11 protein-coding genes are annotated in these 12,874 nt (G+C 45.5%); 5 read left to right on the top strand and 6 right to left on the bottom strand.

Annotation, left to right across the window (positions count from 1 at the left end):
* Window positions 1-119: 119 nt before the first annotated feature.
* Together mmuM and mmuP are read left to right on the top strand one after the other, a co-directional pair.
* Window positions 120-1,067 carry a homocysteine S-methyltransferase gene (mmuM, locus tag HC660_RS01410; protein ID WP_168746844.1) on the top strand — a complete coding sequence of 316 codons (948 nt, stop codon included), beginning with the start codon at window positions 120-122 and terminating at the stop codon, window positions 1,065-1,067.
* A gap of 122 nt (window positions 1,068-1,189) precedes the next feature.
* Window positions 1,190-2,602, top strand: a complete 1,413-nt coding sequence (gene mmuP / locus HC660_RS01405; protein ID WP_168746843.1) for an S-methylmethionine permease — start codon at window positions 1,190-1,192, stop codon at window positions 2,600-2,602.
* A 35-nt stretch (window positions 2,603-2,637) separates the two neighbouring features.
* Here mmuP and HC660_RS01400 read toward each other — a convergent pair whose 3' ends face one another.
* The 3 genes from HC660_RS01400 to gamR all read right to left on the bottom strand — a co-directional run bounded on the left by HC660_RS01400 (window position 2,638) and on the right by gamR (window position 4,983).
* The gene (locus HC660_RS01400) at window positions 2,638-3,705 is read right to left on the bottom strand and encodes a branched-chain amino acid aminotransferase (protein ID WP_168746842.1); all 1,068 of its coding nucleotides are present in this window, start codon (window positions 3,703-3,705) and stop codon (window positions 2,638-2,640) included.
* A gap of 234 nt (window positions 3,706-3,939) precedes the next feature.
* Complete coding sequence (locus HC660_RS01395) at window positions 3,940-4,215, bottom strand: DUF1648 domain-containing protein (protein ID WP_168746841.1); 276 nt, start codon at window positions 4,213-4,215, stop codon at window positions 3,940-3,942.
* A 60-nt stretch (window positions 4,216-4,275) separates the two neighbouring features.
* Window positions 4,276-4,983, bottom strand: a complete 708-nt coding sequence (gene gamR / locus HC660_RS01390) for a transcriptional regulator GamR (protein ID WP_010332873.1) — start codon at window positions 4,981-4,983, stop codon at window positions 4,276-4,278.
* 218 nt (window positions 4,984-5,201) lie between these two features.
* On the opposite strand from gamR, the gene nagB reads away from it, so the two are divergent.
* The 3 genes from nagB to gltP all read left to right on the top strand — a co-directional run bounded on the left by nagB (window position 5,202) and on the right by gltP (window position 9,252).
* Window positions 5,202-5,960 (top strand): glucosamine-6-phosphate deaminase, encoded by a 759-nt coding sequence (gene nagB / locus HC660_RS01385; protein ID WP_168746840.1) that lies wholly within the window; start codon window positions 5,202-5,204, stop codon window positions 5,958-5,960.
* Window positions 5,961-5,972: 12 nt separating this feature from the next.
* Window positions 5,973-7,868 carry a glucose-specific PTS transporter subunit IIBC gene (gene ptsG / locus HC660_RS01380; RefSeq protein ID WP_168746839.1) on the top strand — a complete coding sequence of 632 codons (1,896 nt, stop codon included), beginning with the start codon at window positions 5,973-5,975 and terminating at the stop codon, window positions 7,866-7,868.
* A gap of 139 nt (window positions 7,869-8,007) precedes the next feature.
* Window positions 8,008-9,252: a glutamate-aspartate/proton symporter GltP gene (gene gltP / locus HC660_RS01375; RefSeq protein ID WP_168746838.1), complete on the top strand. Its 1,245-nt coding sequence runs from the start codon at window positions 8,008-8,010 to the stop codon at window positions 9,250-9,252.
* A gap of 38 nt (window positions 9,253-9,290) precedes the next feature.
* On the opposite strand, the gene trhO is transcribed toward gltP, so the two are convergent.
* The 3 genes from trhO to HC660_RS01360 form a co-directional block, all read right to left on the bottom strand.
* On the bottom strand, window positions 9,291-10,259 hold the full coding sequence (gene trhO / locus HC660_RS01370; RefSeq protein WP_010332869.1) for an oxygen-dependent tRNA uridine(34) hydroxylase TrhO: 969 nt from the start codon (window positions 10,257-10,259) through the stop codon (window positions 9,291-9,293).
* A 214-nt stretch (window positions 10,260-10,473) separates the two neighbouring features.
* Entirely contained in the window at window positions 10,474-11,355 is an 882-nt protein-coding gene (locus HC660_RS01365; RefSeq protein WP_168746837.1) for a helix-turn-helix domain-containing protein, read from the bottom strand.
* Window positions 11,356-11,469: 114 nt separating this feature from the next.
* Entirely contained in the window at window positions 11,470-12,810 is a 1,341-nt protein-coding gene (locus tag HC660_RS01360) for an erythromycin esterase family protein (RefSeq protein ID WP_168746836.1), read from the bottom strand.
* Window positions 12,811-12,874: the final 64 nt, after the last annotated feature.

Below are 12,874 nucleotides of genomic sequence, written 5' to 3'. Positions count from 1 at the left end.
GGTGTTCAGATCAATGGAATCTGAACACCTTTATCATTCGTTTGATTGACAAACGTTAAGACGTCCTTTACCATTTTCATATCTTTTCAAAAAATCAGAAAGAAGGATCAGAACAGCCTATGAATCCAATTCAGCATCTATTAGATACATACCCGCTTATCGTGTTAGACGGCGCGATGGCAACCGAGCTTGAACGTAAAGGCTGCGACTTGAATGACAGTCTCTGGTCGGCAAAAATCCTGATGGAGCGGCCGGAGCTGATCAAACAAGTTCATGCCGATTACTTCGCTGCAGGCGCCGACTGTGCGATCACCACCAGCTATCAGTCTACGTTTGAAGGCTTCGCCGCACGCGGGCTCAGCGAAGCGGAAGCCCGCCGGCTTATCCAGATGTCCGTCAGCATCGCGGCCGAAGCCCGTGATGAATTTTGGGCACAGAAAGAAAACCGTTTGAATCGGCCAAAACCGATCGTTGCGGCCTCTGTCGGGCCGTATGGCGCCTATCTTGCGGATGGCTCCGAGTATCGAGGAAACTACGGAATCTCTGAGGATGAGCTGGCTGAATTTCACCGCCCCCGCATGAAAGCCCTGATTGACGCCGGTGCGGATGTTTTGGCATGCGAAACGATTCCATGTCTCACTGAGGCAAAAGCAATTGTCCGCTTGCTGAAAGAATTTCCTGACACATATGCGTGGTTCAGCTTCAGCGCAAAAGACGGTCTGCATATCAGTGACGGAACCCCTGCCGCTGACTGCGCGTCATGGCTTGATCAGCACAGCCAAGCGGCGGCGGTCGGCATCAACTGCACTCCGCTTCAGCATATCTCTTCATTAATAGCTGAGCTAAAGAAGAACACATCTAAACCGATTATCGTCTATCCGAATTCAGGCGAACAGTATGATCCGGACACCAAAACGTGGAACGGCGCAGCATGCGGCGAGCCTTACGGACAAAGCGCGCGCCTCTGGTTTGAAAACGGAGCAAAGCTGATCGGCGGCTGCTGCCGGACAAAACCGGAGGATATTAAAGAAATCGCCGGCTGGGCCCGGACTTTAAAAACCACTTGACTTATCGGAATTGTTTGTATATTCTAACTTAAAAGCCGGCTTGCCGGAATCTCGTGTCCCCCGCTGACATGAGATTTTTTATTAGGAAGACATCAAATCGCCGTATAGAAAGTTGGAAAAAGATGAAACCCGCTCACAACAAGAATGAGACAAACTTTCAGAGAAGTATGAAAAGCAGACACCTCTTTATGCTTTCATTAGGAGGCGTCATTGGAACCGGTCTGTTCTTAAGCTCAGGCTATACCATTCAGCAGGCAGGCCCTGCCGGAACCATACTTGCGTACTTAGTCGGCGCGGGAATTGTCTATTTGGTCATGCTGTGCCTTGGCGAATTGTCTGTAGCCATGCCAGTGACAGGCGCGTTTCATACCTATGCAGCAACATACATAGGACCGGGCACAGGTTTTACGGTCGCTTGGCTGTACTGGCTCACATGGGCCGTTGCATTGGGATCTGAATTCACAGCGGCAGGCCTGTTGATGCAGCGCTGGTTCCCCGATACGTCTGTTTGGATGTGGAGCGCCGTTTTTGCTTTGTTGATTTTCCTGCTGAACGCGTTTTCGGTCAAGTTTTTCGCTGAATCAGAGTTTTGGTTTTCCAGCATTAAAGTATTAGCCATCGTATTATTTATTCTTTTAGGCGGCTCCGCAATGTTCGGCATCATCCCGATCAAAGACGGGGGCGCCGCTCCGATGCTGTCAAACTTCACAGCGGAAGGCGGGCTCTTTCCGAATGGATTTGTCCCCATTTTCATGACCATGCTGTCTGTCAACTTTGCCTTCTCAGGAACTGAGCTGATCGGAATTGCCGCGGGAGAAAGCGTCGATCCCGACAAGACCATACCAAAAGCGATTAAAACAACGGTCTGGCGTTTCTCACTCTTCTTTATCGGAACCATTTTTGTACTCTCAGGGCTGATTCCGATTCAAGAAGCGGGCGTTATCAAAAGCCCATTTGTTGCAGTCTTTGACAGAGTCGGTGTACCGTACGCAGCTGACATCATGAACTTTGTCATTCTGACAGCCATCCTGTCAGCCGCTAATTCCGGACTTTACGCATCGTCCCGTATGCTTTGGTCACTGTCAAAAGAACAGACGCTTCACCCAACATTTGCAAAGCTGACATCAAAGGGAATTCCGCTAAACGCGCTGGTGTTCAGCATGATCGGCGGCATCCTGTCATTACTGTCCAGCGTATTTGCGCCAGACACGGTGTACGTTATACTCGTATCGATTTCCGGCTTTGCCGTCGTTGTTGTTTGGATGGGCATCGCCGCTTCTCAATTCATGTTCAGAAAACGTTATCTGGAAGCGGGAAACAAGGTCACGGATTTGAAATACCGAACGCCTTGGTACCCATTTGTGCCGATTGCCGCATTTCTTTTATGTCTGGCATCCGTAATTGGCATTGCCTTTGATCCGAATCAAAGAATCGCGTTATATTGCGGTGTGCCGTTTATGGCCATCTGCTATGCGGTGTATTACACGAAAAACCGCAAAAGCCGTCCGGCCGCCGATATGACCCATTCAAAATAAAAGAACCTGCCCCAAGGCAGGTTCTTTTTCTATCCTCATACTTCCACTGTCCAATGAAACGGATCTTTCACTTTTCCAAGCTGAATGTCGGTTATCGTTTGATACAGCTTTTTTGAAATTTCTCCTATTTGCCTGTCGTTCACAATTACCGTTCTTCCATGAATATTGAGTTCGCCGACAGGCGTAACAACTGCAGCCGTACCTGTGCCGAATACCTCTGTCAATTCCCCTCGTGCGGAGGCTGCATAAATATCATCGATCGATATCTTTTCTTCCCGGACCGGGATGCCCCAGCTTCGGATCAGCTCAATAGCAGAAGCTCGTGTAATCCCGCTCAAAATGCTTCCGCTTAATGCAGGAGTCACAACCTCTCCATTTATGACGAAAAAGATATTCATGCTCCCTACCTCTTCCGCGTATTTCTTTTCAATGGCATCCAGCCACAGCACCTGATCATAGCCTAATTCATTCGCCTTCTGCTGCGCCTGAAGGCTAGCCGCGTAATTTCCTGACGTCTTGGCATTTCCGACTCCGCCATTGACTGCCCGCACAAACTCATCTTCCACATAGATGTTAATCGGCTGCAGCTGATCGCCATAGTAAGAGCCGACAGGCGAAAGCACGATCATAAATGTATAGTTTTTTGACGCCTTTACACCGAGACTCGGTTCGGTGGCAATAACAAACGGACGAATATACAGCGACGTTCCCTTTTCCCTTGGGACCCACTCTTTTTCCAGCTCGACCAATTGCGTCAGTGCCTCCAGCACCAGCTCTTCGTCTAGAGGAGGCATACTCATTCGCTGACATGATCTGTTCAGCCTTTTGATATTTTGCTCCGGCCTGAACAGCAGCACCCTGCCATCTTCAGTTCTGTATGCCTTCAAGCCTTCAAAGACAGCCTGGCCGTAATGAAAAACAGAAGAAGACGGATCGAGCATAATCGGTGCATAGGGGGTAAGTCTAGGATGATGCCAGCCCTTTTCCTCCTCATAATCCATCACAAACATATAATCTGTAAAATATTTGCCGAACCCTAAGGATGATGGGTCTGGTTTTTCCTTCTTTGATGTGATTTTCTCTCGTTCAATAAGCTTGTTCACTGATTAGCACACCTTTCCAGATAAATTTGTTTAAATTTTCTGTCAATTTTGAGCTGCAGATCGGTAATGCCATTCTTTTTTACAGGCGGTTTTCCGTTCTCATATGATATAAGAGGGCTCAATTATAAATGTCAGAATATTCTCTATCGTCTCCGGCTATTATACACTACATTTCGTGTAAGATGAAGGTGAAGTTAAAGAAAAAACAGCCAGAGATTTTTCCGGCTGTTTTCGTTAAACTGCTAAAAACAAAATGACAGCATGACAAATCAGCAGAATATAAACCGCGATCCCTAACTGCCAGTTGACCTTCCGCGCCAATGCAAAAACAATCATCAAGGCCGGCAAGATCGCTGTTCCAGCCAGCTTATTGACCGTCGAATCCGGGCTGTTCGTTGCATCATAATGAATCGGCATATCTGCCGGAAGAAATGGATAAAAGACCATAGAGAGTATGACAGCCGCAATGACAGACCCCCACACCACTTTTTCATTCATCAATAGAAACATAGAACCATTCCTCCTCATCACATTCCTAAAACAATAAAACGTTCTTTATCTCCCATTGCTTTACGATTGATATGACTGTTCTACGGTGAATTTCGTTCGGTCTCCTCTTGTAATAATTTGAGCATATTCTACTACTTCTTCATTTTTATCATAGGTGAGGGATTCCGATAAAAACGCAGGCGCTCCAACATTGGTTAACAGGTGTCCGCTGATCGTTTCATCCGTTAAAATCGGTTCTATCGATTCCGTACCCCTGCTGATTTCGATATTGTATTTTGTTCTTAATAATTCAAACAGAGATCCGGTGCACTCTTCCTGCACCAATCCCGGTGCCGCTTTCCAAGGTATATATGAGGTATGGTATTGCAAAGGTTCACCCTCGGCGTATCTGACTCTGACAAGCTTGTTGACAGGCTCATTCTCTTTCATTTTCAGCAGCTCGGCTATGGAATGGTCAGCAGGGATCACCACAAGTTCAAGCACTTTTGACTCAGAACGCAGCCCCCTCATTTGTTCTGCAAAACTCGTAATCTTATGCGGAATTGGCGTTTGGATTTTAGCTGCCGATACAAAAGTTCCTTTTCCCTGGATTCTCTGAATATATCCTTCAAGCTCAAGCTGCTGCAAAGCCAGCCTTACAGTTGTTCTGCTGACATCATATTGTTCGCAAAACTCACTCTCTGTCGGCAGCTGATCATTCGCCTGATACTTGCCCGACTTGATTAATTCAATGATTTTAAATTTGATAACAGAATATAAAGCTGCCATTTCATCCTCCCCATTCTGTATGTAAACCGATCTTTTTTGAATGAAACCATAATACCATCTGCTTTCCTATTTTGAAAGATTTGTATTCTCTTTTGTAACAAATTTTCAGAAAATAACGTTGACAATTTTATGATAACGGTGCTAAATTCATAATGACAAATATCATAAATTGATCATAACAAATATGATGCTTGTCTATTCCATTGAGGGGGTGTCAGATGAAGATCATCGTTGCTGATCATTATGAAGATCTCTGTAAGTTAAGCGCTGTCATTATTAAGGAATGTGTGCAGGCTAAGAAAGATGCCGTTCTCGGCCTAGCAACAGGAAGCACGCCGGTCGGCTTGTACAAGCAACTGATTTCAGACTATCAGGCAGGCGAAATTGATTTTTCAAAGGTTATAACATTTAATTTAGATGAATACGCGGGCCTCTCTCCATCTCATCCACAAAGTTATAACAAATTTATGCACGAGCATCTTTTTCAGCATATCAATGTTCAGCCTGACCATATTCATATCCCGCAAGGAGACAACCCGCAGCTTGAGGCTGAGTGCAAAGTGTATGAGGAGCTTATCCGCCAGGCGGGAGGCATTGATGTGCAAATCCTTGGCATCGGCTCGAATGGCCATATTGGTTTTAATGAACCCGGCTCTGATTTTGAGGAGCGGACACGAATCGTCAGGCTGTCTGAAAGCACGATACAGGCAAATGCCAGATTTTTCGGCGGTGATCCTGTCCTTGTGCCGAGACTTGCCGTTTCAATGGGCATCAAAACGATCATGGAATTCAGCAAACACATTGTGTTATTAGCAAATGGCGAGGAAAAAGCGGACGCGATCCAAAAAATGGCTGAAGGCCCTGTGACACCGGAGATACCAGCCTCGATTCTTCAACAACACAATCACGTTACCGTTATCGCCGATCCAAAAGCAGCTCAAAAACTGAAGAACTTATCATACTTATCAAACAAATAGAAGGAGACTGTTATGTTTAAAAAGGCATTTCAAATTCTGCAACAGCTTGGCCGCGCTTTGATGACTCCGGTTGCCGTCCTCCCGGCAGCCGGTCTGCTGCTCCGTTTCGGTGACAAGGATTTACTGAACATTCCTATTATAAAGGATGCGGGCGGCGTTGTATTCGATAACCTGCCGCTGATTTTCGCCGTGGGTGTCGCGATTGGTTTAGCTGGCGGCGAAGGAGTGGCCGGACTTGCCGCTGTCATCGGATACTTGATTTTAACCGTCACCCTGGATAACATGGGAAAATTACTCGGCCTTCAGCCTCCTTATGAAGGGGCCGAGCATCTGATTGATATGGGAGTATTCGGCGGCATTATCATCGGGCTGCTTGCCGCATATTTGTACAAGCGTTTTTCATCAATAGAGCTGCACCCCGTCCTTGGATTTTTCTCAGGAAAACGATTTGTCCCGATTATTACTTCGGTCAGTTCATTGGTCATCGGCGTTATTTTCTCATTTGTTTGGCCGCTAATTCAAAACGGAATTAACGCCGCCAGCAGCTTAATTGCCGATTCAACGGTCGGCCTGTTCTTTTATGCAACAATCTATCGCTTACTGATTCCTTTTGGACTGCATCATATTTTTTATACACCTTTCTATTTTATGATGGGGGAATACACAGATCCATCAACAGGCAATACCGTATCCGGCGATCTGACAAGGTTCTTCGCGGGAGACCCGACTGCGGGACGTTTTATGATGGGGGATTTCCCTTACATGATTTTCTGTCTGCCGGCAATCGCGCTTGCCATCATCCATACCGCGCGGCCCGAAAAAAAGAAAATGATTTCCGGCGTCATGATTTCAGCAGCGCTTACGTCTATGCTCACTGGAATTACCGAGCCAGTTGAATTTGCTTTCTTGTTCGTCGCGCCTGTGCTTTATTTAATAAACTCTATTCTTGCCGGTGTCATCTTTGTCGTGTGTGATCTACTCCATGTCCGTCACGGCTACACCTTCTCGGGCGGAGGAATTGACTATGTGCTGAATTATGGGCTTTCGACAAACGGCTGGGTCGTCATTCCTGTCGGGATCGTCTTCGCCTTCATTTATTACTATTTGTTCCGTTATGCGATTTTGAAATGGAATCTGAAAACACCCGGCCGTGAAGCAGATGAAGGTGACCAAAGTGAAGCCAAATCTCCTGTTTCAAAAGAGCAGCTCGCCTTCCACGTATTGCAGGCGCTGGGCGGCCAGCAAAATATCGCCAACCTCGACGCATGTATTACAAGGCTGCGTGTCACCGTTCATCAGCCAAGCCAAGTGGACAAGGACGAACTAAAACAGCTTGGGGCGGTAGGTGTGCTAGAAGTGAACAACAACTTCCAAGCGATTTTCGGCACAAAGTCAGATGCTTTAAAAGACGATATCAAAACAATTATGGCTGGAGGCATCCCGGCTGCCGCCGCGACGCTTGATGCTGAAGCCCCGACCCAGCAGGAGCCTCCTGCCGAAGAGTCTTTTATCTATCCGGTACAGGGAGAAATACTCTCCCTATCCGACGTGCCTGACCCAGTGTTTTCAGAAAAAATGATGGGTGAGGGTTTTGCGATTGATCCCACAGAAGGAAAAGTCGTTGCCCCCGCTGACGGCGAGATTGTATCCATATTTCCGACAAAGCACGCCATTGGCTTTACAAGCGCTGGCGGCACGGAAATATTGATTCATGTCGGCATTGATACGGTGAAGCTGAACGGTAAAGGCTTTGAAGCTCATGTCACGAGCGGCCAAACCGTCAAACAAGGCGAACTGCTTCTAACCTTTGATCTGAATGACATTAAGCAGCATGCTGCTTCCGCCATAACGCCTATTATTTTCACCAATGTATCTGAGGAAGAGATGAACCGTATGAACATGAAGTAAAAAAGTCCCCCTGGTGCGGGGGACTTTTTAGCCAACATAATGAAAGCGCTGTCAAAATAAATTTTTAAAAAAGGGGTTTGCATTTGATTCACGAATGGTATGAATAAGCCTCATCATATCATTCTAAAGGGGGATTCATTTGAAAAAATTTATCGCGTTTCAAATTTTAATCGCATTGGCTATCGGCGCTGTGATCGGCCACTTTTTTCCTGATTTCGGAATGGCGCTCAGGCCTGTCGGTGACGGGTTTATCCGCCTGATTAAAATGATTGTCGTGCCGATTGTATTTTCTACCATTGTCATCGGAGCTGCTGGAAGCGGCAGTATGAAAAAGATGGGCAGCCTCGGCGTAAAGACCATAATCTGGTTTGAAGTGATCACCACTTTGGTGCTGGGCCTGGGACTTTTATTGGCAAATGTCTTAAAACCAGGTGTCGGGCTGGATCTTTCTCACTTAGCGAAAAAAGATATTCATGAGCTTTCCGGCTATACAGAGAAAGTCGTGGATATCAAACAAATGATCCTCGATATTATCCCGACAAACATTATTGATGTCATGGCCAGAAATGATTTACTCGCTGTCATTTTCTTTGCGATTTTATTCGGTGTTGCCGCTGCTGGTATCGGCAAAGCCTCTGAACCAGTGATGAATTTTTTTGAATCAGTCGCTCAGATTATGTTTAAACTGACGCAAATCGTCATGGTGACCGCTCCTATCGGCGTGCTTGCCTTGATGGCCGCCTCTGTAGGCCAATATGGCATCGAACTCCTCCTCCCCATGTTTAAATTAGTCGGTACTGTTTTTCTTGGTCTGTTTCTGATCCTCTTTGTCCTCTTTCCGCTTGTTGGTCTCATTTTTCACTTTAAGTATTTTGAAGTGCTGAAAATGATATGGGATCTGTTTCTAATTGCGTTTTCCACAACCAGCACCGAAACCATTCTTCCTCAGCTTATGGATCGAATGGAGAAATACGGCTGTCCGAAACGGGTGGTATCATTTGTCGTTCCCTCCGGCTTATCGCTGAATTGTGACGGATCAAGCCTATACTTATCGGTTTCCTGTATTTTCTTGGCACAGGCCTTCAATGTAGACATGACGCTGTCACAGCAGCTTCTCATGATGCTTGTGCTTGTCATGACCAGCAAAGGCATCGCCGCTGTTCCGTCAGGCTCCCTTGTCGTTCTTTTGGCGACTGCAAACGCTGTGGGGCTGCCTGCTGAAGGCGTCGCGATTATTGCAGGCGTGGACCGTATCATGGATATGGCCCGAACAGGTGTGAATGTGCCGGGACACGCGGTCGCCTGCATCGTGGTTTCTAAATGGGAAAAGGCCTTCCGCCAAAAAGAATGGGCCGTCGCAAACGGACAAACAGAAAGCATGTAAAAAAAGAACACCTCTGCATAAGAGGTGTTCTTTCCATATTATTCAGCAGCAGCGTGCTCTTCTTTTTCAATCGCTGCAAGTCTGGCGCTAACTTCTTCCGCCGTCATATTGTGTTCTTGTGCATATAAGTTTCTTGGGTTCGTGCGGCATTCGTGGCTGCAGCTGCGCATATATTTGTACTCATTTTCCGGTGTACATATGATTTTCTTATTGCATGATGGATTTGCACAGTTGACATACCGTTCACACGGTTCACCCGTAAAGTAGTCTTTTCCGACAATGACATGCTCGACACGGTTGACCGGCACGCTGATTCTTTCATCGAATACGTAGCATTGGCCGTCCCAAAGCTTTCCTTGCACCTCAGGATCTTTCCCGTATGTGACGATTCCGCCGTCAAGCTGTGATACATCTTCAAAGCCTTGCTTCATCAGCCAGCCTGAGAATTTTTCACAGCGCACGCCTCCCGTGCAGTATGTCAAAATCTTTTTGCCTTCCAGCATCTCTTTATTTTCTTCGATCCACTCTGGCAATTCACGGAACGCCTCGATATCAGGACGGACAGCTCCTCTAAAATGGCCGAGATCATACTCATAATCATTACGCGCATCGAGGACGACTGTATCAGGATCCTGCATCTTTTCAAAGAATTCTTTAGGCTTCAAATGCTTTCCTGTTGTTTCATTCGGGTCCACATCATCCTCAAGGCGAAGCGTCACAAGCTCTTTTTTATGACGGACGAACATTTTCTTGAACGCATGATTTTCTTCTTCATCAATCTTGAACACCATATCCGCAAATCGTGGATCAGCTTTCATCGCTTGCATATATTGTTCAGTCTGCTCAAACGTACCTGATACCGTACCGTTAATCCCTTCAGCTGACACAAGAATACGGCCTAACAAACCAAGCTCCTTACAAAAAGCCAGATGCTGCTCTCTAAACACCTCCGGCTCTTCAATCGGAACATATTTATAGTAAAGTAATACTCTGTATTGTTTTTCCATGATATAAACACCCTGTTCAATGATATAGTTAGTTGTTATGCACACTCTTACTATATCATACAGGAAAACATCTCAAAGATGAACACATCCGCCCAGACTGATAAAAATATCCAAACTCTTACAAACCCAGGCAGCGAGTGGGTTCGCGGAAAAACTATAGTATTTTCCATTCATTTACTAATAAATACACCATGTATTTTTCAGATAACTACACTTATAATTCTTCCTCAAACGATAAATTAACAGGCTCATCTAAAAGCTCTCCCGGCATTTCAAGATTTGTTGAAGGAACGCTCTCGTCTACCTCTTCAAAAACAACATGATCCATCCACACGTGGCCTGGTCCCGATAGCTGAACGCCGAATGAAATGACAGCACTATTTTCAGGAACATCTAATACGATAGCGTAATGATTCCAATTGGTTGTTCCTGTTATGGGTCTGTTGCTCATATTATCAAATTGAAGAACATCTTCAGCCGCACTGTCCACCCGCATCCAAAGCGACGCGAAATGCTTTACGCCTTTTGTTTTGATAAAACACGATAAACGCAATCTTTTCCCGAGATAACGATCCGCCTTAAATTGCTGCATCATTGTCGCAAATTCCCCGGCCTCCTGAACCATTGTTGACTTTAAATACCCCGACGCCTTGCCCTGATGCACATTTTCCCGATCAACCCCCATTTCAAATTGAAATGGATGACTGCCGCTTAATACCCAATCCCTCATTTTTTTCTCCATCCAAGATTCCTCCTTTTTTGCAGTAAAACGTTTCATAAATGTTCGGTATGCTCCCGGCGGCATGTGATACATTTTTTTAAAGGCCCGGGTAAACGCCTCTTGAGATTCAAACTGATAATGCAAGGCAATGTTGATAATGCGAACATCTGTATAAAGCAAAGCAGCTGCTGCATTCGCAAGACGTCTTAAACGAATATAAGAAACAACCGACATACCAACTTCCTTTTGAAAAATCCGATGAAAATGAAATTTAGAAAAGCCTGAAACGTTTACAATATCCTTGCCAGATATCGGCTCATGCAAGTGTGATTCAAGCCAATCAATGGTTTGCTGAACAGCTTTTTCATAATACATGGGACAATTTAATCTCCTTTCTGTTTCAGAATAAAAGATCCCGCCTTACATGTTTTGATTATGTTTGCGATATGTAAAAATCCCCTGTGTGTTTACACAGGGGATCTTCTTTCCTCACTTTATAATAACAGAAGGCGTTATATGCTCCAGCCAAATCACACCGTCATATTGTTCCTTCAATATCATTTGCTCCTCCATGAAACCCCAATACAGCGCTGTACGCGGCGTATACATCCATGAAGTTCCTTTGCTTTTTTTGGTATGAAGAAAATCAACAAAGACCGATGGATGGTTCGCAGCTTTCAGCAAGTCTTCGAGACTTCCAGCCGGCGGCGGACTTGTTACTGGATTAACGGTCTTATTATCGGAGCTATCCAGACTGGCTCCAGAGTACGCATAGATTCCAATGGTATAGGTCTGTTTTTTCAGCCGCTCAGGCAAATAATCACCCATGTTAGGTCCGTTTAGCTGTACCCAGTCCTTTATCATTTTGGTATTCTGTTTGCGAAGATGGTAATTGTGACCCCAGACAATGACCTTCTCTTTTGGATAAAGCGTTTCCGCAACCCACTGAAATTGTTCAGCCATCATGCGGTCTCTCATAAAGAATGAAAAATCCTCCACATTCTCCGGATACTCCAATAGCTTTTCTTTCATTTCTTCCAGCATGTATGTTTCCATTACGTCAATTCTCAGATGAAGGGAATGCACAAAGATCTCATAAGCTTTCGGCTCTTTCGGAAGGTGCGCTTTTAGCGTTGAAGCATGTGTTTCAGCGAACTTGATCAGCTCCCGGTAGTTTTTCACAAGCGCTTCCTTCTTTTGCGTAAATTCTTCCAGCGTTTTGCTGTTTGACACTAAGCTGAAAAAATCATGTTCTGATTGGGAAAGCAGCTCGGCTTTTTCAGGGTCCACCGCCTTTACCCATTGATTCGCAGCACCGTCGAATGAATTTTTGAGGCTTTGAATATCAAATCCAGTGAGAATAAGCGGATCGCCTTTCTCTTTTTGCTCTTTCATATAATCAAACAGTTCAATCACATCTTCTGTGTGCCATACGGGGTAAATGGAATTTTTCATTATGCTCTTCGGGGTTAATTGATCCATGTGAAGGTAGGATGCATTTGCTTCGGGAAAGCCAGACTCAAAGGCCAGTACATCATATCCCAGTTCTTCGTGGAGGTATTTGATCATGCGGACCTTTGTTGCGTTCATCTCACCTGAACCATGTGTGGTTTCTCCTAACTGAACGATTCGTTTTCCTTTCAGCACTTTCTTCAGAAATCGCAGATCTTTGTTTGAAGCATTGGAAGAATCCAGTGGATGGGCATTCCGTTCAATCCAGCGATCCCAATGTTTTTCTTCAGAAGCAGCACGGGCGGGCGCCGCAAAAGAAGAAAACGCCAGACAGACGATCAGCAGCGGCAAGGTTATTTTTATTAACTTACGTTTCAAATCTATCTCCCCTTTTCTGTTAGGTTCTCTAGTAGTTACGAGATAGATATAGAAAAAGTTTCCT

The sequence above is a fragment of the Bacillus mojavensis genome (assembly GCF_012648005.1).
Taxonomy (GTDB): domain Bacteria; phylum Bacillota; class Bacilli; order Bacillales; family Bacillaceae; genus Bacillus; species Bacillus mojavensis.
Note: the sequence above shows the minus strand (reverse complement) of the source record. Positions and strands in the feature narration are given on the sequence as shown.